The sequence below is a fragment of the Solimonas fluminis genome (assembly GCF_002930645.1).
Classification (GTDB): domain Bacteria; phylum Pseudomonadota; class Gammaproteobacteria; order Nevskiales; family Nevskiaceae; genus Solimonas_A; species Solimonas_A fluminis.
The window spans coordinates 49,899-71,651 of the sequence record NZ_PSNW01000013.1 but is presented as its reverse complement, the minus strand read 5'-3'; the positions used below and the strand labels follow the sequence as shown (position 1 = coordinate 71,651).

At 67.7% G+C, this 21,753-nt stretch carries 21 protein-coding genes; 9 read left to right on the top strand and 12 right to left on the bottom strand.

Features of this window, described 5'->3' with window-relative positions; translation table 11 throughout:
* The first annotated feature begins 120 nt into the window (after positions 1 to 120).
* The 5 genes from C3942_RS18835 (at position 121) to C3942_RS18815 (ending at position 3,393) form a co-directional block, all read left to right on the top strand.
* A complete protein-coding gene (locus tag C3942_RS18835) occupies positions 121 to 867 on the top strand; it encodes a BPSS1780 family membrane protein (RefSeq protein ID WP_104231921.1) in 747 nt (248 codons plus the stop codon).
* An 87-nt stretch (positions 868 to 954) separates the two neighbouring features.
* A complete protein-coding gene (locus C3942_RS18830) occupies positions 955 to 1,359 on the top strand; it encodes a VOC family protein (RefSeq protein ID WP_104231920.1) in 405 nt (134 codons plus the stop codon).
* Positions 1,360 to 1,365: 6 nt separating this feature from the next.
* The gene (locus C3942_RS18825) at positions 1,366 to 1,992 is read left to right on the top strand and encodes a carbonic anhydrase (protein ID WP_104231919.1); all 627 of its coding nucleotides are present in this window, start codon (positions 1,366 to 1,368) and stop codon (positions 1,990 to 1,992) included.
* A gap of 14 nt (positions 1,993 to 2,006) precedes the next feature.
* Positions 2,007 to 2,525 (top strand): GNAT family N-acetyltransferase, encoded by a 519-nt coding sequence (locus tag C3942_RS18820; protein WP_104231918.1) that lies wholly within the window; start codon positions 2,007 to 2,009, stop codon positions 2,523 to 2,525.
* Between the two features lie 208 nt (positions 2,526 to 2,733).
* On the top strand, positions 2,734 to 3,393 hold the full coding sequence (locus C3942_RS18815) for an energy transducer TonB (protein WP_165797536.1): 660 nt from the start codon (positions 2,734 to 2,736) through the stop codon (positions 3,391 to 3,393).
* Position 3,394: 1 nt separating this feature from the next.
* Here C3942_RS18815 and C3942_RS18810 read toward each other — a convergent pair whose 3' ends face one another.
* The 7 genes from C3942_RS18810 to C3942_RS18780 form a co-directional block, all read right to left on the bottom strand.
* On the bottom strand, positions 3,395 to 4,012 hold the full coding sequence (locus tag C3942_RS18810) for an ABC-type transport auxiliary lipoprotein family protein (RefSeq protein ID WP_104231916.1): 618 nt from the start codon (positions 4,010 to 4,012) through the stop codon (positions 3,395 to 3,397).
* Positions 4,009 to 4,947, bottom strand: coding sequence for an MlaD family protein (locus C3942_RS18805; protein WP_104231915.1), 939 nt, complete (start codon positions 4,945 to 4,947; stop codon positions 4,009 to 4,011). The genes C3942_RS18810 and C3942_RS18805 overlap by 4 nt, the downstream gene beginning before the upstream one ends.
* Positions 4,944 to 5,753: an ABC transporter ATP-binding protein gene (locus tag C3942_RS18800; protein ID WP_104231914.1), complete on the bottom strand. Its 810-nt coding sequence runs from the start codon at positions 5,751 to 5,753 to the stop codon at positions 4,944 to 4,946. The genes C3942_RS18805 and C3942_RS18800 overlap by 4 nt, the downstream gene beginning before the upstream one ends.
* Before the next feature lie 84 nt (positions 5,754 to 5,837).
* Positions 5,838 to 6,626 carry an MlaE family ABC transporter permease gene (locus C3942_RS18795; protein ID WP_104231913.1) on the bottom strand — a complete coding sequence of 263 codons (789 nt, stop codon included), beginning with the start codon at positions 6,624 to 6,626 and terminating at the stop codon, positions 5,838 to 5,840.
* Between the two features lie 78 nt (positions 6,627 to 6,704).
* Positions 6,705 to 7,004: an STAS domain-containing protein gene (locus C3942_RS18790; protein ID WP_104231912.1), complete on the bottom strand. Its 300-nt coding sequence runs from the start codon at positions 7,002 to 7,004 to the stop codon at positions 6,705 to 6,707.
* Complete coding sequence (locus tag C3942_RS18785) at positions 7,001 to 8,722, bottom strand: ATP-binding SpoIIE family protein phosphatase (protein ID WP_207766145.1); 1,722 nt, start codon at positions 8,720 to 8,722, stop codon at positions 7,001 to 7,003. The genes C3942_RS18790 and C3942_RS18785 overlap by 4 nt, the downstream gene beginning before the upstream one ends.
* A gap of 2 nt (positions 8,723 to 8,724) precedes the next feature.
* Positions 8,725 to 9,159: a hypothetical protein gene (locus C3942_RS18780; RefSeq protein ID WP_133164363.1), complete on the bottom strand. Its 435-nt coding sequence runs from the start codon at positions 9,157 to 9,159 to the stop codon at positions 8,725 to 8,727.
* A 121-nt stretch (positions 9,160 to 9,280) separates the two neighbouring features.
* Between C3942_RS18780 and ettA the strand changes: the two genes are divergently transcribed.
* The 4 genes from ettA (at position 9,281) to C3942_RS18760 (ending at position 17,411) form a co-directional block, all read left to right on the top strand.
* On the top strand, positions 9,281 to 10,945 hold the full coding sequence (gene ettA / locus C3942_RS18775) for an energy-dependent translational throttle protein EttA (RefSeq protein WP_104231910.1): 1,665 nt from the start codon (positions 9,281 to 9,283) through the stop codon (positions 10,943 to 10,945).
* Positions 10,946 to 11,082: 137 nt separating this feature from the next.
* On the top strand, positions 11,083 to 11,874 hold the full coding sequence (locus C3942_RS18770) for an ATP-binding protein (RefSeq protein ID WP_243393668.1): 792 nt from the start codon (positions 11,083 to 11,085) through the stop codon (positions 11,872 to 11,874).
* Positions 11,875 to 11,999: 125 nt separating this feature from the next.
* Positions 12,000 to 14,627 (top strand): DUF1302 domain-containing protein, encoded by a 2,628-nt coding sequence (locus C3942_RS18765; protein ID WP_104231909.1) that lies wholly within the window; start codon positions 12,000 to 12,002, stop codon positions 14,625 to 14,627.
* Between the two features lie 225 nt (positions 14,628 to 14,852).
* Complete coding sequence (locus C3942_RS18760) at positions 14,853 to 17,411, top strand: DUF1302 domain-containing protein (protein ID WP_104231908.1); 2,559 nt, start codon at positions 14,853 to 14,855, stop codon at positions 17,409 to 17,411.
* Positions 17,412 to 18,093: 682 nt separating this feature from the next.
* Here the strand turns inward: C3942_RS18760 and C3942_RS18755 are convergent.
* The 5 genes from C3942_RS18755 to lgt are packed head-to-tail and all read right to left on the bottom strand — an operon-like array spanning position 18,094 to position 21,718.
* Entirely contained in the window at positions 18,094 to 18,360 is a 267-nt protein-coding gene (locus tag C3942_RS18755) for an acyl-CoA-binding protein (RefSeq protein ID WP_104231907.1), read from the bottom strand.
* A gap of 45 nt (positions 18,361 to 18,405) precedes the next feature.
* Positions 18,406 to 19,653, bottom strand: a complete 1,248-nt coding sequence (locus C3942_RS18750; protein WP_104231906.1) for a POTRA domain-containing protein — start codon at positions 19,651 to 19,653, stop codon at positions 18,406 to 18,408.
* Positions 19,650 to 20,129, bottom strand: coding sequence for a dihydrofolate reductase (locus C3942_RS18745; RefSeq protein ID WP_104231905.1), 480 nt, complete (start codon positions 20,127 to 20,129; stop codon positions 19,650 to 19,652). The genes C3942_RS18750 and C3942_RS18745 overlap by 4 nt, the downstream gene beginning before the upstream one ends.
* Positions 20,130 to 20,133: 4 nt before the next feature.
* Positions 20,134 to 20,928, bottom strand: coding sequence for a thymidylate synthase (locus C3942_RS18740; protein WP_104231904.1), 795 nt, complete (start codon positions 20,926 to 20,928; stop codon positions 20,134 to 20,136).
* A gap of 4 nt (positions 20,929 to 20,932) precedes the next feature.
* Positions 20,933 to 21,718 carry a prolipoprotein diacylglyceryl transferase gene (gene lgt / locus C3942_RS18735; RefSeq protein WP_104231903.1) on the bottom strand — a complete coding sequence of 262 codons (786 nt, stop codon included), beginning with the start codon at positions 21,716 to 21,718 and terminating at the stop codon, positions 20,933 to 20,935.
* Positions 21,719 to 21,753 lie beyond the last annotated feature (35 nt).

Genomic DNA, 21,753 nt, shown 5'->3' with positions numbered 1-21,753 from the left:
AAAAGGGGGCGCGGCGATGCCGCGCCCCCTTTTTTTGTGAACGGCTTCCCGCTTGTCGCTTGCGCGTCACCCGGCATGGCGTAGCATGCGGACACACCACAACGAGTCAGGGAATCGACCATGTCCGACGCTGCTTTCCGCAAGGTTTCCGCCGGCCGCGGCCTGGCCTGGATCTCCGATGGCTTCGCGCTGTTCAAGCAGGCGCCGCTGCTGTGGATCGGCATCCTGGTGCTCTGGGTGGTGGCGGCGATGCTGCTGTCGCTGATCCCGGTGATCGGCTCGCTGGCCATCAACCTCTGCATGGCGATGGTGCTCGGCGGCGTCCTGCTGGGCGCCCGCGAGCAAAGCCAGGGTCGCCCGCTGAGCCTCGACAGCCTCCTCTCCGGCTTCAAGGCGCCGCTGCGCGAGCCCCTGCTGATGCTCGGCGTGGCCTACCTGCTGATCGCCATCGTCATGGGCCTGGCGGTGGCACTGATGATGATCCTGGCCTTCGGCACGGCCGTCATGTCCGGCGACATGCAGGACCTGAGTTTCGGCATCGGCACCATCGTCACGGGCCTGCTGATGCTGGCGATGATCGTGGTCTTCTCGCTGGCCACCTGGTTCGCGCCGGGGCTGGTGGTGTTCCGCGGCGCCAAGGTGGTGGAGGCGCTCAAGCTCAGCTTCGCCGCCGGCACGGCCAACCTCGGCGCCCTGGCGGTCTACGGCATCGTCGCCATGGTCCTGGCCCTGGTGGCGATGATCCCCCTGGGCCTGGGCCTGCTGGTACTGACGCCGATCCTGATGGCCTCCACCTGGTGCTGCTTCCGCGACGTGTTCGGCGACCCGTCGCAAGGCGCCGGCTCGCTGGAGTCCTCGGTCCCGTAAGCGGCACCGCGCACGGCGGTTTCCTCCGCCGCCGCGCTCGTGCAAGATGTCCCCCGCGCCGCAGGGATGCCGGTGCCGGAGGCATGCATGGACTTCCTGGTCAACCTCGATGTCGACGACCTCGGCAGGGCCGAGCGCTTCTATTCGCGGGTCTTCGGCCTGAAGCCTGGGCGCCGCCTGGGCGATGGCAGCCTGGAAATGCTGGGCGGCCCGACGCCGATCTGGCTGCTTCAGAAACCGGCCGGGTCCCCCGCTTCGGGTACCATGGGCGAAACGCGGCGCTACGGCCGCCACTGGACGCCGGTTCACCTGGACTTCGTCACCGCAGACATCGATGCCGCGGTGGCGACGGCCCTGGAAGCCGGCGCTGCGCTGGAGCAACCGGTTTCCACGCATGCATGGGGGCGACTGGCGCTGATGGCCGATCCGTTCGGGCATGGCTACTGCTTCCTGCAGTTCCTCGGGCGGGGTTATGACGAAATTGCGGAGTAGACAGACTTGATCGACGCCAGGGAAGCCCTGAGACGCCTGCAGGAAGGCAACCACCGCTTCGTCTGCGGCGACCGCAGCATGGATGCGGCCGCGGAGGCCGCGAGGCGCAACCAGCTGGCCAATGGCCAGGAACCCTTCGCGATCATCCTCGGCTGCTCGGATTCGCGGGTGCCGGCGGAGATCGTCTTCGACCAGGGCCTGGGCGATCTTTTCGTGATCCGCGTGGCGGGCAACATCGTGGCGCCGACGCAGATCGGCAGCGTGGAGTTCGCCGCAGCCAAGTTCCGCACGCGGCTGGTGGTGGTACTGGGGCACACCTGCTGCGGCGCCGTGGAAGCGACGGTGGACGAACTCACCCGCCCGGAGAGCACGCAGTCGCTCAACCTGCGCACCATCGTCGATCGCATCCGTCCGTCTGTCTCGCCGCTGATGGATTCGCCGCTGCGCCAGGACCGCACGGCACTGCTGCGCGAGGCCGTGCGCGCCAACGTGCGGGTGTCCGTCAGCCAGTTGCGGCAGGGCTCGGAGATCCTGGAGAGCCTGGTCCGCAACGATGGCCTTCTGGTGGTGGGCGCCGAGTACTCCCTGGAAACCGGCAAGGTCGATTTCTTCGACGGCCTTCCGCCGCCCTAGGCAAGGGACCGGCCATGCTGATCCGCGCCTATCGTCCCGGTGAAGAGGGGGCATTGCGCGAGGTCTTCCACTCCTCGGTGCACCAGCGCGCGAAACGAAACTACTCGGCGGAACAACTGGACGCCTGGGCGCCGCGCGAATACGACCACGACTGGTGGAGCAATCGCATCCGGGGCAACCGGCCCTTTGTCGCCGAGGTCGAAGGCCGCATCGCCGGCTACGCCGACCTGCAGGACTCCGGCTACATCGACCAGTTCTTCGTCGCCGGCGGGCACACCGGCCAGGGCGTAGGCAGTGCCCTGATGCGTCACCTGCTGGCCGAAGCGGCACGCCGCCGCATCGGCGTCCTGTTCGCCGATGTCAGTCTCACCGCGGAACCCTTCTTCGCCCGCCATGGCTTCGTCGTGGAAGCCCGGCGGCAGGTGATGGTGCGCGGGATCACCCTGGCCAATGCCCGCATGCGCTGCGTGCCTGCGGATCCTCCGGTCGCGCGCAGCGGCCAGTACCAGCAGAACGAGGAGAATCCGGCGTGAGCCACCAGGGCGGCGGTCACTGCGGCGCGGTCCGCTACCGGGTGCAGGGGACGTTCGGGCGCTCCAGGGCCTGCTGACGCCACCAGGATCGCCGCGATGCCCGGGCGTGGACCTGGTTTCGGCAAGCGATTGTCCTCCGCTGCACGGTCGCGCGGGCCAGGCGCCATGGCATGATGCGCGCGGTTTCCCGAGGAAGGGCTGCGAGCCGATGCGAACCCTGCTGTCCCTGATGCTGATCGCCGGCGCCGCCGCGGCGCAACCGCTCGTGCCTGCCCCCGTCCCTGCCGCTGCAGCGGCGGTACCGGCTGCCCCCGTCAACGTCGCTCCGGTCTACCCGGAGGCAGAACGGCTGGCCGGTCATGAAGGGCGCGTGATCCTCGACGTGCAGGTGCTGGTGGACGGCAGCGCCGGGTCGGTCACGGTGTTCCAGGGCTCCGGCTACCCCGCCCTGGACCAATCCGCGCTGGAAGCCGTGCGCCAGTGGCAGTTCAAGCCCAAGCCGGGCCCCGACGGCCGGCCCGTCACCTCCCTGCTGCGCCTGCCGGTGGACTTCCGCCTGGCCCAGCCCCCCACCGCGAGCAGCACCGCCCTTCAGTCCCTGATGCAGCAGCCCTGCTCCGCCCTGAACGCGGAAGTGGCGGCCTTCCGCGCGGCCACGCCGGAGCGCAGCCTCGGCGAATTGCCGGTCTTCCGCACCAGCGGCGACCTGGTATTCGCCGCGGCCAGCCGCAAGAGCGCCGAAGTGAAGGCGCGCGTGCTGCGCACCCTGCCGCAGCTCTACGAGCAGGTCGCGCTGGACTGCGCGACGACCCCGGACGCCATCTACGAGAACGTCCTGGCGGACGCCGCGCGGCGGCTGATGAGGTAGCTCAGGGCGGCGGAGCCGAAGCTTCGGCATCGGCGGCGGCAAGCGTCGGCTGCAGCGCCCAGAGCTCGCGCGCCAGGCGGGCGAAGGCTTCGCCGGCCAACTGGCTCACGGCGGCGACATAGGCCTCCGGTGCCGCATCCGCGGGCAAGGGCCGCTCGCCCTCCAGGACAAGGCTGCGCAGCGGGCGTCCGTCCCGGTCGTTGATCAGGAACTCCAGGGACAACACGGCGCGGCGCACTCCCTCGGTCTGCAGTTCCAGCTGGCGGATCGCCGGCTGCACCGACACATCGCCGCGCACGCGGTTGCCCGCGGTGTACACCTCGGCCGCGCCGGCCGCCCGCAGGCTGTCCACCAGGGCCCCGTGCAGTTCCAGGCCGGGCGACTCCGCCCAGAAGTGGCGGTAGTACTGGCGCAGCGCCGGCCCCCGCGCCCACAGCAGCGGACGCTCGGCATAGACGCCGGGGGCGCTGAACGGCATCACCACGACGCGCGGCGCGAAGGCGCCCAGCGCGGCCGGCGGCGGCGGCTCCAGGCGGTAGTAGACCTCCTGGGGCGGAGTCGGCACCGAGAGACAGCCGGCGAGCAGGGCCGCCAGGGCGATCGGCAGGAGCATCCTCATGGTTTCACCTCGGGCGGCGGGCCGTCTTCACGCGGCGGTTCGGGCGCGCGCAGCAGGGTGCCCGGGCTGCGGCGGATCTGGCGGCTGAATTCCTGCAGGTTGCGCGTGCTGCTCTCGACGTTCTGCGCGATCGACTCGGAGCGCCGCGACAGGCTCTCCAGCGTCAGGCGCAGCTCGCGCAGCGCGGCCAGGGCATCGGGCGTCGCCTGCTCGAGCTGCTGGCTGCCGCTGCGCAGGCTCGCCAGGGTCCGGTCGGCGTTGTCGATCGTACGGCCCAGCGCCTCGACACGCTGCGGCGACAGCATGTTTTCCGTGCGCCGGCTGACGCGCTCCAGGTTGCCGAGGATCTGCGGCACCTGGGTCGCCGCCGCCGCCATGACCTTGTTGCTGTTCTGCGCCAGCGGCCGGATGTCCTCCTGCAGGATCGTGCCCAGGACGGTCACCTGCTGGTTGAGGTTCTTCAGCAGCGGCAGCAGGGCCTCGTCGGTCAGTTCGTCGACATTGCCGGCCAGCCCCTCCACCGTGGACATCAGCCCGCCCGCGCCGCCGCCGGTGATCGTGGCCCCCGGCGACAGGGGCTGGGGACTGGCGCCGGCGGAGATCTCGATGGTCTGCGGCGCCAGCACGCCGCTGGCGGTGGAGCGTGCGATGCTGTCGCTGGGAATCTTCCAGCCCTCGATCACCGACAGGCGCACACGGAAGCGCATCTGTCCCTGATGCTCGAAGGGCTCGATCTCTTCCACCTGGCCCACGGGGTAACCCTCGAACAGGACCTTGGAGCCGAACTTGAGACCGGTGACGTTGGAGTAGAGCGTGTAGTAGGTGTCGGTACTGCCGGTGCGTCCGGCCAGCAGCGCCAGCGTCAGCACCAGGCTGGCCAGCGCCAGCAGCACAAAGCCGCCGACCAGGGTCAGGTTCCACTTGCTGTTGATCATGCCGTCGCTCCGCCGCTCACCGGAACACCGGTGAGGCGCTTCAGGTATTCCTCGGGGTTGAGTTCCAGCGGCTGGATACGCCGGTTGAGCAGGGCCTGCACGCGCTCGCTGGAGCTGGCACGGACTTCGGCCACGCTGCCGCAGACCAGGATGTCACCATGGTCCAGCACGGCAATGCGGTCGGCGATCTTCAAGGCACTGTCCAGCTCGTGCGTCACCACCACCAGGCTCATGCCGGTGGCGTCGCGCAGCTTCAGGATCAGCTCGTCGAGCGAGGCCGCCACCACCGGGTCCAGGCCGGCACTGGGTTCGTCCAGGAACAGCAGTCGCGGGTCCATGATGATGGCGCGAGCCATGGCCGCACGCTTGATCATGCCGCCCGAAAGCTGCGCCGGCATCAGGTTCTCGCAGCCCGCCAGGTTCACGATGTCGAGCTTGAGCCGCATCATGATCTGCATGGTCGACTCGTCCAGCCGCGTGTGCTCGCGCAGCGGCAGCATGACGTTCTCGCCGACGGTCATGGAGCTGAACAGCGCGCCGCCCTGGAAGGCCACGCCCATCTTTCGGCGCAGCTCCACCAGCCGTTGCGGGGGGATGGCATTGATGTCCTCGCCCAGCAGGCGCACCTGCCCGGAGTACGGGGCCTGCAGGCCCAGCAGGTGGCGCAGCAGCGTGCTCTTGCCGGAACCCGAACCGCCCATGATCACCATGATCTCGCCAGCCTGCACCTGCAGGTCGATACCCTTGAGCACGGTGTGCTCGCCGTAGCGGGCCACCAGCCGCTCCACCTCGATCACGGCGCTCATGGTGTCATCGCGAAGGTGCTGATAAGCATGGTCTTCACCTTTATCGTGTCATCACGAAGGTGCTGATAATCATGGTCTTCACCTTTATCGTGTCATCACGAAGGTGAAGACCATGTCCGTGATCACGATGGCCGAGATCGCGTGCACCACCGAGCGCGTGGTCATGCGCCCCACGCCCTCGGCACCGCCGGTGACACCCAGGCCGTTCACCACCCCGACCAGCGTGATCAGCATGCCGAACAGCACGCTCTTGCCGATGCCGTGCAGGATGTCGTGGTTGTCGAGGTACAGGCGCAGTTCGCCGAGGTAGGCGGTGAAGGAGATGCCCAGCTCCAGCGAGACGTAGATGCCGGCACCGAGCAGCGCGACCAAGTCGGCATACCAGGTGAGCAGCGGCACCATCATCACCATCGCCAGCAGGGAGGGAGCGACGAGGTAGCGCACCGGGTTGATGCCGATCACGGTCAACGCGCTGATCTCCTCGTTGATCTTCATGGTACCCAGGCGCGCCGCCAGCGCCGAGCCGGAGCGGCCCGCCACCAGGATGCCGGTGATCAACGGGGCGAATTCGCGGGTGACCGACAGCGCGATGCCCAGCGTGACCTGGCTTTCGGCACCGAAGATGCTGAGGGTATGGATGCCCTGGATCGCCACCATGGCGCCGATGGCGAAGCTCAGCACGGTGACGATCGGCAGCGCCCGCAGGCCGATGTCCATGCACTGCGCCAGTACCGCGGAAAGGCGCACCGGCTGGCGCCGCCGGCCGCCGGCCAGTATCCAGCCCAGGCTCTCCAGCAGCAGCACGGCGGCCAGCCCCAGCTCGGCGATGCCGGCCAGCGTGTTGCGCCCGATCGTCTCCGCTGCGTTGCGCATCAGGTCACCGGTTTCCGCGATTCCGGAAGTGTCGCGGCTGGCAGCGGGTGGAAGCAACCCGGCGGCGCGAACGGCGCCTCAGAGGATGCGGAAAACCTTGTCGAGGCGCGCCAGGGCCAGCACCTTCTGCACCGTGCCGCCCACGCGCACCAGGGAAAACTCGTGGCCCGCCGATTTCGCCTTCTGGAAAGCCTCCACCAGGCTGGCGATGCCGGAGGAGTCCATGTAGCCGACCCCGCCCATGTCCACCACCACGGGCATTCCCTTGTCCACCGCCGCCAGCAGCGTCTGGCGCGCCAGCGGCGAGGTCTCCAGGTCGATGTCGCCGGTCAGGAATACCGTGGCGGCACCGCCGTCCTCGCTGATGCGGAAATTCATTCCCCTGCTCCCTCCCGCTTGCCGGCCAGGCGCTTGCTCAGCGCCAGGCGGTTGCCCGCGCCGCGCGGCGGCCGCAGGTACCTCATGCTGTCGGTCAGGGCCGACATGAAGAAGGTCCCCAGCCCGCCGGGCCGCAGATCTTCCAGCGGCCGTCCCTTGCATTCATCCTGTTTGACCGGCGGCGCGAAGTCCACCAGTTCCACCGTCAGGCGCCCGGCCACGCGGCGCATGCTGAGGTCGATCCGGCCGCCGGCGTGCCCGCGATAGCCGTGCCGGATGATGTTCTGGCAGGCCTCGTCCACCGCCAGGACCAGCTCCTGGGCTGCTTCGGCCGCCATGCCCGCCCTGCCGGCGATATCCGCCACCAGGTGACGGATCACCTTGAGCTGGGTCGCCTCGGCCGGGAAGGACTGGCGCAGCAGCAGGTCGCGGCGGGCCCGCCGCGGCGCACGCCCTTCGACCACCAGCAAGGTGATGTCGTCGCGCAGGTCGGCGCCGTCCGGCGCCAGGGAATCGGCCAGGGCCTGGACCCGCTCGGCCAACGGCAGGCTGGCATAGCGCCCGATCAGGGCCTGGATGCCTTCGGCGCCGCGCATGGCGCCGTGCTCGTCGCGGCTTTCGGTGCAGCCGTCGGTGTAGAGATAGAGGCTGCCGCCGTCCAGGCGCAGCAGCGTTTCCGGATAGACGCCGTTCTCCGGAGCGACGATGCCCAGCGGCGGCTCTTCCGCCGCAAAGGAGTGGTACTGGCCCTGCCGATCCCGCCAGACCGGCGGCTCGTGCCCGGCGTTGGCGAAGCGCACCGTGTAGGTCCGGGGATCGTAGATGCCCACGACCATGGTCACGAACATGCCCCGCGCCATGGTTTCCGCCAGCTCGCTGCCGATGCGGGCCAGCAGCTTGCCGGGCTTGCGCATCTGCCGCGCCTCGCTGCGGAACAGCGTGGCCGCCTTGACCGCCACCAGGGCGGCATTCATGCCCTTGCCGGAGACATCGGCCAGGGCAAAGGCGATGCTGCCGCCGGGCAGCGGCAGCACGTCGTAGAAATCGCCGGAGACGCCGCGGGCCGGCAGGTTCACGCCCCGCACCCAGTCGCTGGCGGTACCGTCGCGCGGCAGCAGGGCACGCTGCACGCTGGCGGCCAGTTCCAGCTCGCGCCGGGTGCGGGCCTGCTCCACCTGCTGCTGCATCAGGCGTGCATTCACCAGGGCCAGCGCCGCGGCATTGGCCAGGGTCGCCAGCGCCTCGCAGTCGCGCTCGGAGAACAGGTTGTCGCAGTCGCGCCGGTTGACCACCTCCACCGCCCCGAGGCGCTGCCCCTTGACGCTCAGCGGGGCGCAGATCAGCGAACGGATCTGGTAGTCCATCTGCACCGAGGGCGCCACGAAATCCGGGTCCTGGCGCGTATCCGCCACCAGCTGCGGCTCGTCCCGCAGCACGGCGCGGCCGACGATGCCGGTGCCGACGGGCAGCGACAGGCCCGTGATGTCGCTGGGTCCGACGCAGGCCTGGCACACCAGCCGGGCCCGGGGATCGTCGTGGTCACCCTCCAGCAGGAACAGCGAGGCAGACTCGGCGTTCATCGCCTCGGCGATCCGCCCCAGGGCCCGCCGCACCATGGACAGCTCGATGTCGAGGCTGGCGAAATCCTCCAGCAGCTCGGCGAACAGCGAGAGGTAGTCGGTGCCCGGGGCCGCCCCGGCGGACGTCCCCGGGAGCACGGTCAGGCCTTCCCGTCCTGTTCGCCCTGTCCGTCCGCGGAGGCCTCGGGGGCATCCTTGCCCTTGGGCTTGGCGATGTCGTCGGGATTCGCCAGCTTGGCGGCCTTCAGTTCCGGCGGCAGCATCCAGTCGTCCATGCCGTGGCCGGCGCCGCGCATGGCCTTCACCAGCTTGTACAGCTGGCGGTCGTTGCCCTTGGTGCCCAGAAAGCTGCCCGGCCGCGCCACCATATGGCTGAACTGGTCCAGGAAACGCCCCCGGTCGGTCACCATGTTGCCGGAGCTGAGCTTCGACTGGGCCCATTTGTGGGCCACGATGTACTCGTCCATGGCGACGATCAGCGCCCCGCCGCCATCGAGGACGATCATGGCGATGTCGCCCTGCTTGACGACGCGCGCCCGGTAGGCGAAGGCGTCGAAAAGGGTTTTCTGCTTCATCACCATGCGATTTTCCGGCTCCAGGGGGGCTGACCCGCCCGATATTGACCCGCCGCCGGGGAAAAGGCCATCTGCCCGGCGGACCGGGTAGAATCACGGCCTTTCCAGCGAACACCCCACCATGTCCCAGTACGTCTACACCATGAACCGGGTCGGCAAGATCGTGCCGCCCAAGAAGGAAATCCTTCGCGACATCTCCCTGTCCTTCTTCCCGGGAGCCAAGATCGGCGTGCTGGGCTACAACGGCGCCGGCAAGTCCACGCTGCTGAAGATCATGGCTGGCATCGACAAGGACATCGTCGGCGAAGCCCGGCCGATGCCGGGGCTCAAGGTCGGCTACCTGCCGCAGGAGCCCAAGCTGGACCCGACCAAGAACGTCCGCGGCAACGTCGAGGAAGCGCTGGGCGAATTGCTCAAGCTCAAGTCGGACCTGGAGGCGGTCTACGCCGCCTACGCCGAGGAAGGCGCGGACTTCGACAAGCTGGCCGCCCGCCAGGCCGAGCTGGAGGCGCAGATCGCCGCCGCCGACGCCGAGAACATCGACGTGATCCTGGACAAGGCCGCCGAGGCCCTGAACCTGCCGCCCTGGGACGCCGACGTCACCAAGCTCTCCGGCGGCGAACGCCGCCGCGTGGCCCTGTGCCGCCTGCTGCTGTCCAAGCCGGACATGATCCTGCTGGACGAGCCCACCAACCACCTCGACGCCGAGTCGGTGGCCTGGCTGGAGAAGTTCCTGAAGGACTTCCCGGGCACCATCATCGCGGTCACGCATGACCGCTACTTCCTGGACAACGTCGCCGGCTGGATCCTGGAACTGGACCGCGGCCACGGTATCCCCTGGCAGGGCAACTACTCGTCCTGGCTGGAGCAGAAGGACAAGCGCCTGGAAACCGAGCAGAAGCAGGAAGACGCCCGCTCCAAGGCGATGAAGGAAGAGCTGGAGTGGGTGCGCAAGAACCCCAAGGGCCGCCAGGCCAAGAGCAAGGCGCGCATCAAGGCCTTCGAGGAACTGGCGTCGCAGGAATACCAGAAGCGCAGCGAGACCAAGGAGCTCTACATCCCGCCGGGCCCGCGCCTGGGCGACGTGGTGGTTGAGGTCAGTAACCTGGGCAAGAAGTTCGGCGATCGCACGCTGTACGAAGGCGTCAACTTCAACGTGCCGCGCGGCGCCATCGTCGGCATCATCGGTGCCAACGGCATGGGCAAGACCACGCTGTTCCGCATCCTTACCGGCCAGGACAAGGATTACCAGGGTTCGGTGAAGATCGGCGAAACCGTGCAGTTCGCCTATGTCGACCAGAGCCGCGACGACCTGAACGGCGACAACACCGTGTTCAAGGAGATCTCCGGCGGCCAGGACATCCTGCGCGTCGGCAACTTCGAGATGCCCTCGCGCGCCTACATCGGCCGCTTCAACTTCAAGGGCGAGTCGCAGCAGAAGCGCGTCAAGGAGCTGTCGGGCGGCGAACGCAACCGCCTGCACCTGGCCAAGATGCTGCTGCAGGGTGGCAACGTGCTGCTGCTGGACGAACCCACCAACGACCTCGACGTGGAAACCCTGCGTGCGCTGGAGGAGGCGCTGCTCGACTTCCCGGGTTGCGCCATGGTGATCTCGCATGACCGCTGGTTCCTGGACCGCGTGGCCACCCATATCCTGGCCTTCGAGGACTCGGGGGAGGTGGTGTGGCACGAGGGCAACTACCGCGAGTACGAGGACGACTTCCGCCGCCGCACCGGCTCGGAGCCGGGCGTCAACCGCCGCGCGCGCCACAAGAAACTGGCCTGAGCGAGATGGAAGCTGGCCTGGCCGAGATGGATGACGGCTGACGGATGGTAGATAGTCGTGGAAAGGACTGGGCCCGCTTCGGCGGGCCTTGTTTTTCCCTACTATCCGCAGACAACCCGCCGCTTCAACGGAATCCCATGAGCCCGACCTCCGCCCCCCTGCCCCCCGCCCTGGCCTATCGCTGGCGCCATGGCGCCCTGCAGCCACTGGAGTTCGTGCAGCAGCTGCCGCCGGACCAGCTCCTGGCGGTGGACCGGCAGAAACAGCTGCTGATGCGCAACACCGAGCGCTTCGTGCGCGGCCTGCCGGCCAACCACGCCCTGCTCACCGGCGCCCGCGGCACCGGCAAGTCCTCCATGGTCAAGGCCATGCTGACGGCCTACGCCGGCGAGGGCCTGCGCCTGGTGGAGGTCCCCCCTCACGACCTGGTCGACCTGCCGGAGATCGTGGCGCCGCTGCGCGACCACCGCGAGCGCTATGTCCTCTACGTGGACGATTTCTCGGTGGCCGCCAGCGACCCGGCCCTGACGGCCCTGAAGACCGCCCTGGACGGCGGCGTGGAAGAAGCCCCCGAGAACGTGCTGATCTACGCCACCAGCAACCGCCGCCACCTGATGCCGGAGTCGCGCCGCGACAACCAGGAGTACCACTGGGTGGACGACGAGTTGCACCCCGGCGAGTCCACCGAGGAGAAGATCGCCCTGTCGGAGCGCTTCGGACTATGGCTGTCCTTCCTGCCCTTCAACCAGGACCAGTACTTGGACCTGGTGCGCCTGCACCTGGGCAACCTCGGCCATGCGGCCTGGGACGAGGAAACCGAGAAGGCCGCCCTGCGCTGGGCACTGAACCGCGCCTCGCGTTCGGGCCGCGTGGCCCGGCAATTCGCACGGGACTGGGCGGGCGCCGGGCCGCAGGCGGCGACAGCCTAAGAAATATCTGTTAAGCGCCTAAAAACTGGCTAGAATCCGCCCCATCAGGGGCCAGCGTCGCCGCACTTCATAAGCGGCATTCATCAATCAGGCCCCGCGCGGTTATCTTTGATGAGGAGATTCGAATGGCGTCAGCCCCCCTGCGGCGCGCGGCATTGCCCGCCCTTGCCTTGTCCGGCCTGCTGGCCGCCACCCCGACCTTGGCCCTCAACCTGAGCCTGTTCGACGGCCAGGTGGAAGGTGTCCTCAACACCGCCATCACCGTCGGCGGCGCCTGGCGCATGCAGGATCGCAGCGACGACCTGGTGGGCAAGTCGAACCTGGACCCGGATCTCTGCAACAAGCAGTACCAGCAATGCCAGTCGCTGTTCCGCGACCAGCTCTACCCGTCGCAGCGCCTGGCCAACGCGCCCGGCCAGTACAGCATGCGCAACGACGACGGCAACCTGAACTACGACAAGGGCGACATCGTCCAGGGCGTGGCCAAGGTCACGCAGGACATCAACCTGACCTGGGGCGAGTTCGGCTTCTTCGCCCGCTGGCTGGCGTTCTACGACTTCGTCAACAACGATTTCACCGAGTACCACCCGAACCGCATCACCAGGGAGAACGTCGCGGAGGTCGGTTACGCGGGCGACGACGAGATCTCCAACCGCTACTTCGCCAACAAGCGGGTCTACGGCCCCGGCGGCGTGGTGCGCAACAAGCGCAACGACGGCGAAGCGCTGCGCCAGATCGGCACCGACCTGCAGTGGCTGGACGCCAACATCTACGGCCGCCTGCCGGTCTGGGGCGACAAGGAGATCAGCTTCAAGATCGGCCGCCAGACCATCAACTGGGGTGAATCCACGCTGCTGGTGATCGGCTCGATCAACCAGGCCCAGCCGGTCAATGCCAACAACCTCTACCGCGTCGGCTTCCAGGTGGAAGAGGTGTTCACGCCGATCGCCTCGGTATTCGCCAGCATGGACCTGTTCGAGAACGCCACGCTCGAGGCCTACTACCAGCTCGAATGGCAGCCGGTGGAGGCGCCCGCGCCGGGCAGCTACTTCGGCTTCGCCGACATCGGCACCAACAACGCCGTGATGAACGCCAACCTGAGCTTCGGCGGCTCCGCCGAGGACCCGGACCGCGCCTATCGCGGCGACAGCGCCGCGACGCAGACCGGCTACCTCGACAACCCGCTGACGCTGGTGACGCCGACCTCCGCCACGGTGCTGCGCAACAAGGACAAGGAAGCCCGCGACAGCGGCCAGTACGGCGTCGCCTTCAAGTACTACGCCGAGAACTTCAACGCCGGTACGGAGTTCGGCTTCTACTTCATGAACTACCACTCGAAGCTGCCCTATGTCAGCTTCATGTCCACCGACGCCTCCTGCGCGCGCCGCGAGGGCAATGCCCGCGGCATCGACGTCACCAACACCCTGCAGTACATCGAGGCCTGCGCGGACAACCCGGTCTTCACCAATGGCCTGGCCATCGTCGACCCGGAGTCGCCGGCTACCCAGCTGCTCAACGATGCGCTGCCCCTGTTCGCGAGGCCGGGCATCCTCAACGACCTGGGCCTGACGCAGAACCCGGTCGGCGGCCTCGTCGACCTGCTGCGCGCCCTGCCGACCTTCCTGCTCGGCGGCGACCCCAATGCCACCGGCACCAGCCGCTCGGCCGTGGCGCTGGATACCGCCCGCATCTTCTTCGAGTACCCCGAAGACCTGAAGATGTACGGCATCAGCTTCAACACCACCGTGGGCGACTACTCGATCCAGGGTGAGGTGGCCTACCGCCCCGACCAGCCGCTGCAGGTCGCCATCGCCGACCTGTCGCTGGCCGCCGCCGGCCCGACGCTGACGCGCTGCCACGACCCGAACCTGAACTGCGCCGGCTCCACCGCGGGCGGCCAGGGCTATGACGAGAACGGCGATCAAATCCACTACAACCCCAGCGACTTCCTCGACCAGAACGGCAACAACCCCTACCACGACACCGTCAACATCCTGCTGGGCCACGGCCCGGGCTCGGCCCGCGCCTTCCCCAACTTCGTGATCCCCTACCGCGGCGGCGTGGTCGGCGAGAACGCGCCGAACAGCTACATCCGCGGCTACGAAGAATTCGACACCTTCCAGTTCAACCTGGGCTTCACACAGGTGCTGGGCGCCACCGACAACCCGATCGGCGCCGACCAGGTGCAGCTGGTGGGCGAATTCGGCGCGGTCTGGATTCCCGACCTGCCGGCCCTGGACCAGCTGCAGATCGAAGCCCCCGGCGTCTTCACCAGCGCCACCGCCGGCGCCGACGGCTCCGGCTTCGTGCTGAAGGACCCGTCCCTGCCCCACAACGCCCAGACCAACCCCTGGGTGCCGGTGGGCGGCCAGCAGCAGGCCTGCTCGACCAACCCGACCTGCAGCTACGGTCCGGACGGCCTGCGCTTCAACCCGCACCAGGCCGACCTGGACGACTTCGTCGACAAGTTCTCCTGGGGGTATCGCATCATCAGCATCATCAAGTACGAAAGCGTCGCGCCGGGCATCAGCCTGCAGCCCTTCATCATCTGGAGCCACGACGTGAACGGCACTGGCCCGGGCCCGGCGGAAAACTTCGTCAAGGGCCGCAAGTCGGTGCTGGCCAACCTGGAAACCCGCTACAAGGAAGCCATCTCCTTCACCGTGGGCTACGGCTGGTTCTTCGGCGGCGGCGACAACAACCTGTACAGCGACCGCGATTTCGCCCAGGCCTTCGTGCGCTACCAGTTCTAACGCCCCGAGCAGCGTGGAGGGCCCCCATGCGGAAGCATGGGGATCCTGGCGTAGCGAGTCGGCGGATTGGAGCGCCTGACAGGCTGCCATCCGACTCACGGTTCAGTACAAAAGCCCGCCTCACGGCGGGCTTTTCTTTTGGACGGCAGGCATCGCGTAAGATACCGGCAACGACGACCGGACCCCATGAAGGGCCTGGCGCGAGAACTGACGAGGATTACCCCCATGAAGAACAGCCGCTGCCGGTTGAACCGCTCCGTTGCCGCGCTGCTGGCGCTGGCCTGCGCCGCCCCCGCCCACGCCCTCACCTTCGACTTCGCCGACGGCCAGGTCACCGGCGTGCTCAATACGGCGATCACCGCCGGCGCGGCCTGGCGCATGCAGGACCGCGCCTCGGACCTGGTGGGCAAGGCCAACCTGGATCCGGACCTCTGCGGCGGGCGCTACCAGTCCTGCCAGGGCCTGTTCAAGGAGCAGACCTATCCGGCGCAGCACCTCGCCGATGCCCCGGGCCAGTTCAGCATGCGCAACGACGACGGCAACCTGAACTACGACCAGGGCGACATGTTCCAGGGCGTGGCCAAGGTCACCCAGGACCTGACGCTGAACTGGAACGGCTTCGGCTTCTTCGCCCGCTGGCTCGCGTTCTACGACTTCGTCAACAACGACTTCACCGAAGTCCACCCCAACATGATCACGCCGGAGAACGTGGAGCGTGTCGCCACCACCGGCAGCGCGGAATCCAACCGGTTCTTCACCCGCGTCTACGGCAAGGGCGAGGCGGTACGCAGCAAGCGACGCGACGGCGAGGTGCTGCGCCAGGTGGGCAGCGACCTGCAGTGGCTCGACGCCAACATCTCCGGACGCCTGCCGATCTGGGGCGACAAGGAAGTGGCCTTCAAGCTCGGTCGACAGACCGTCAACTGGGGCGAGTCCACCCTGCTGGTGATCGGCTCGGTCAACCAGGCCCAGCCGGTGGACGCCAACAACCTCTACCGCGTCGGCTACCAGGTGGAGGAAGTGTTCACGCCCATCGCCTCGCTGTTCGCCAGCATGGACGTGTTCGAGAACGCCACCGTCGAGGCCTACTACCAGTTCGAGTGGAAGCCCGTGATAGCCCCGGCGCCCGGCAGCTACTTCGGCTTCAACGACATCGGCAGCAATAACGCCGTCGACAGCCTCAACCTCACCTTCGGCACCTCGCCGGACGACCCCGACCGCGCCTATGCCGGTGCCACCGCGCGCCAGCAGCTCGGCTATGCCGACAACCCGCTGACGCTGATCACGCCGACCACGACCACCTTCCTGCGCGGCAAGGACCGCGAGGCCAGCGACCAGGGCCAGTTCGGCATCGCCTTCAAGTACTACGCCGAGACCCTCAACAACGGCACCGAGCTGGGCTTCTACTTCATGAACTACCACTCGAAGCTGCCCTACGTCAGCTTCAAGTCGTCGGCGGCCTCCTGCGCCCGTGCCGAGGGCAATCCGCTGGGGATCAACGCCACCAACACCAGCACGTTCCTGCAGGCCTGCCCGAACGTGCCCGTCACCACCAACCTCGGGGCGACGCTGCGCCTCACCGGCGACGCCCTGCTGCTGGGCCTGGCAAATCCGGCCATCCTCGCCGACCTGGGCCTGGCCAACCTCGCCGGCCTCAGCGAGCTGCTGACCGGCCAGCCGGGCCAGCCGCATTCCAACGCCATCGCGCTGGACTCGCCGCAGCCCTTCTTCGAGTACCCCGAGAACCTGAAGATGCTGGGCTTCAGCTTCAATACCACCCTCGGCGACTACTCGCTTCAGGGCGAGGTGGCCTACCGCCCGGACCAGCCGCTGCAGGTCGCCGTCACCGACCTGGCCTTCGCCGCGCTGGGCCCGACGCTGACGCGCTGCCATGACCAGAGCCTGGGCTGCTACGGCTCGCGCGGCGGCAGCGGCTTCAACCAGAACGGCCAGTTCGTACCCAATGAGTACGGCAGCAGCGACTTCACCGACGCCAATGGCAACATCGTCTACCGCGACACCATCAACCTGCTGGTGGGCCACGTGCCGGGCTCGGCGCGCGCCTTCCCCAGCTTCGTCATTCCCTACCGCGGCGGCGTGATCGGCGAGAACCCGGCGAACAGCTATATCCGCGGCTACGAGGAATTCGACACCCTGCAGTTCAACCTCGGCTTCACCCGCGTGCTGGGCGCCACCGAGAACCCCTTCGCGGCCGACCAGATCCAGCTGGTGGGCGAGTTCGGCGCCGTCTGGGTGCCGGACCTGCCGCCGCTGGACCAGCTGCAGATCGAGGCGCCCGGCGTCTACACCCACGCCAGCGCCGGCGCCGACGGCAGTGGCGCCGACGGTTCGCGCCAGGCCTGCTCCACCAACCCGAGCTGCACGGTCAACTACGACCGCAACGGCGACGGCATCTACGACGTCGACGCCGGCGACGTCTACGGCGACGGCCTGCGCTTCAACCCGCACCAGGCGAACCTGGACGACTACGTCGACAAGTTCTCCTGGGGCTACCGCCTGATCACCATCGTGAAGTACGAGAGCGTGGCGCCCGGCATCAGCCTGCAGCCCTTCATCGTGTGGATGCACGACGTCAACGGCACCGCCCCGGGCCCCGCGGAAAACTTCGTCAAGGGCCGCAAGCAGGTCCTGGCCAACCTGGAGACGCGCTACAAGGAGGCGCTGTCGTTCACCGTGGGCTACGGCTGGTTCTTCGGCGGCGGCGACAACAACCTGTACCGCGATCGCGATTTTGCGCAGGCGTTCGTGCGGTACCAGTTCTGACGCCTCTCTCCCGCGCGCGGGAAGAGAGACAAGAAAGGCGGCCAATGGCCGCCTTTCTTGTTTTCCGAACCAGTGTGTCGATGGATAGGACAGACAACTCGCGACGCCCACTCGCGACACCAGGATCCCCAACTTCGTTGGGGCCCCTCCACGCTGCTCTTCGTTTTCTGGACCAGCGGTATCGATGGCAGGGGCGGTCAACTCCCCCCGCCCACTCGCGACGCTAGGATCCCCAACTTCGTTGGGGCCCCTCCACGCTGCTCTTCGTTTTCTGGACCAGCGGTATCGATGGCAGGGGCGGTCAACTCCCCCGCCCACTCGCGACGCTAGGATCCCCAACTTCGTTGGGGCCCCTCCACGCTGCTCTTCGTTTTCTGGACCAGCGGTATCGATGGCAGGGGCGGTCAACTCCCCCGCCCACTCGCGACGCTAGGATCCCCAACTTCGTTGGGGCCCCTCCACGCTGCTCTTCGTTTTCTGGACCAGCGGTATCGATGGCAGGGGCGGTCAACTCCCCCGCCCACTCGCGACGCTAGGATCCCCAACTTCGTTGGGGCCCCTCCACGCTGCTCTTCGTTTTCTGGACCAGCGGTATCGATGGCAGGGGCGGTCAACTCCCCCCGCCCACTCGCGACGCTAGGATCCCCAACTTCGTTGGGGCCCCTCCACGCTGCTCGGGGCTTTACTTATGCGTCTTCAACAGCGAAGCCACCTTGTCGATGTATTGCTGCATGGCCTTGTCGGCACCGGTGCCCTTGAGCTTGGCCCAGGCGTCGTACTTGGCGCGGCCGACCATGTCGAGCATGCCGGGACGGCTGCCCTTCACGTCACCCTCGTTGGCCTGCTTGAACAGCGAGTACAGGGCCAGGAAATCATCGTTGCTGGGACGCTTGGTGATGGTCTTGACGTCGATCTGGGCCTGGGCGAAGGCGGCCTTGAGGTCTGCCATGGAGTTCTCCGTATAGTTGTGGAATGACGCGCGTCTTATAGCAGTTCAGACCGCGCCGGCAAAGAAACGGGCGCCGCCGTCATCGCCGACCGGAATGGCCACTCCCGCCTCGACCTCGACGTTGACGAACCAGCTCAGGCGCAGCCTCAAGGCGGCGCCGACGCTGGTGTAGACCCGGCCGAGGGTGAAATCCTGGGGCCGCTCGAACACGTTGCCCGCCTCGGCGATCAGTACCCAGCGCAGCCAGCGCCAATGCAGGGGGCGGGCGAACTCCGCCGCGACACGGTAGACCGCGTCGCCCTCGACGAACTCCTTGTCGTAGCCGCGCAGCAGGCTGTCGCCGCCGAGATAGTAGGCGTCCTCGTCCGGAGGTCCGTCCAGCCGGGCGCCCAGCTCGGCGAAGAAATGCAGGGTCTGGTGGTCGGCCTGTCCGACATGCAGGTAGCGGGCGTAGCGGCCGTTGTAGCTGACGAAGCCGTAGTCCGAGGCCCAGTCCTTGGCCGAGGCCTGCAGCGAGCTGCGGAAGACCACGCCTTCCTCGCTGTAGATCCGCAGGCGCAGGTCACGGTAGTTGACGCTGGCGAAGGGCGCCGTGGCGGAGCCGTACGGCTCGGGTGCGCCGGGGCCCGTGGTCTCCTGATTGAACCAGCCCAGGCCCGCGCCGATGCTCCAGCCCTGGCTGCGAGGCCCCTCCGACAGGTTGCGGGTGAGGCCCAGGCTCAGGTACTGCAGGGTCTCCTCGTAGGTGCCCCCGCCGCCGGGCAGGTCGGTGGGGCGCACGATCTCGCTGGCCGACACGCCGACGCCGTAGCGGCTGTCGAACACCTGCGGCGCGCTGTAGCTGAAGGCATGGTTGGTCTGCAGGCCGACGCCGGCTTCCTTGTTGTCCTCCCGTTCCCAGATCACGCGCAAGGTATGGTCCAGGCCCCAGAGGTTGTTCCAGACGACCTGGGCGCCGTAGCTGTACTCGCCTCCGGCCTTGGCATCGACGCGCGGCGTGGGCAGGACGTACCAGCGCTCGCGGACCCTGAACACCAGCCGTACCCCGCCGTCGATGGGCTCCTGGCGGACGCTCACTTCCTTGAACAGGCCCAGGTCCTGCACGGCCTGGCGGCTGCGCTCCACCTTCTCCGGATCGGCCGGATCGCCCACGGTCACGACCATCTCGCGTAGCATGGTGCGCGGCCGGGTCGTGTCATTGCCCTCGAAGGCGATTTCGCGGATGGCCGGAACTCCCTGCTCCGCCTGGGCCCAGGCACTGGCCAGCAACAGCAGCCAGGGCAGGCGCCTCATCGCCTGTCGTAGCAGACGAAGCTGTAGGCGCAGGCATGCTGCGCATCCGCCGGATGGTCCTCGCGCCAGGACTCGCGCCAGGCGGCGGCATCGAATTCGGGGAACCAGGCGTCCCCCTCGAAACGCCCATGCACCTCGGTCAGGTACATGCGCTGCACCCGCGACAGGGCCTGCCGGTAGAGTTCGGCACCACCGATCACCACCAGTTCGCGCTCTCCGGCCGCGGCGAAGGCTTCGCCGACGTCATGGAACACGCGGGCGCCGGCTGGAGCAAAGGCGCGGTCGCGCGTCAGCACCCAGTTCTCGCGCTGCGGCAGCGGCCGGCCCAGCGAATCCCAGGTCTTGCGCCCCATCAGCACGATCTTGTCCAGCGTGCTGCGCTTGAAGAACTTCAGGTCGTTGGGCAGGCGCCAGGGCAGCGCGTTGTCGCGGCCGATCAGGCGGTTGTCGTCCAGCGCCGCGATCAGGGAGATCATCGGCTCAAACGGCTACGGGCGCCTTGATGTGCGGATGCGGATCGTAGTCCGACAGCACGAAGTCCTCGAAGCGGAAGGCGAAGATGTCCTTCACGTGCGGGTTCAGCGTCATCTTCGGCAGCGGGCGCGGCGCACGGGCAAGCTGCTCGCGGGTCTGTTCCAGGTGGTTGCTGTACAGGTGGCAGTCGCCGCCGGTCCAGACGAACTCGCCCGGCTCCAGGTCCGTCACCTGCGCCACCATCAGCAGCAGCAGCGCATAGGACGCGATGTTGAAGGGCACGCCCAGGAAGATGTCGGCGCTGCGCTGGTAGAGCTGGCAGGACAGGCGGCCGTTGGCGACATAGAACTGGAAGAAGGCATGGCAGGGCATCAGCGCCATCTTGTCCAGCTCGCCGACATTCCAGGCGGAGACGATCAGGCGGCGCGAATCCGGGTTCTTGCGGATTTGCGCGATCACCTCGCTGATCTGGTCGATATGGCGCCCGTCCGGGGCGACCCAGTCGCGCCACTGCTTGCCGTAGACCGGCCCCAGCTCGCCCTCGGGGCTGGCCCACTCGTCCCAGATGGAGACGCCGTTTTCCTTGAGGTAGGCGATGTTGGTCTCGCCCTTCAGGAACCAGAGCAGCTCATGCAGGATCGAGCGCAGGTGCAGCTTCTTGGTGGTCAGCAGGGGGAAGCCCTGCGCCAGGTCGAAGCGCATCTGGTAGCCGAACACCGAGCGCGTGCCGGTGCCCGTTCGGTCCGACTTCTCGGCACCGTGTTCCAGCACATGCCGCATCAGGTCCTGGTATTGCTTCATGGTCTCAGCGCTTCCGTCCGTAGGCGATCGCCAGCATCACCGCGCCGGCCGCGATCATGGGGAAGCTCAGCACCATGCCCATGGTCAGCCAGCCGGTACCGTAAAGGTAACCGATGTGGGCGTCCGGCAGGCGCACGAACTCGACCGAGGTCCGGAACACGCCGTAGCCGACCAGGAACAGCGCCGAGACCGCCATGCGCGGCCGCGGCCTGGCCGCGAACCACCACAACAGGGCGCAGAGCACCAGGCCCTCCAGCACGGCCTCGTAGAGCATGGACGGATGGCGCGGTTCCGGCCCGGCGCCGCGGAACACCATGCCCCAGGGCAGCGTCGTGGGCGCCCCCCAGAGCTCGCCGTTGATGAAGTTGCCGATGCGGCCGGTGAACAGGCCTACCGGCACCAGCGGCGCGGCGAAGTCGGCGATGTCGAAGACGTTGAGCTTCTTCTTCCAGGCGAACAGGAAATACGCGGTGATGACGCCCAGCAGGCCGCCATGGAAGGACATGCCGCCTTCCCACATGCGGAAGATCACCAGCGGCTCGTGGATGAAGCCGGAGAAGTTGTAGAACAGGGTGTAGCCGATGCGGCCGCCCAGGATCACGCCCATCACGATGTAGAACAGCAGGTCCGAAACGTCGTCGCGCGACCAGTTGATGTGCTTCTGCCGGGCGCGGATGGTGCCGAGGTACCAGGCGCCCCAGAAACCCAGCAGGTACATCAGGCCGTACCAGTGGATGGACAGGGGGCCGAGCTTGATCGCGATCGGGTCGATGTTGGGATGGACGAGCATGGGGAGCCTGGAGGTGATGCCCTATTGTCGCGGAT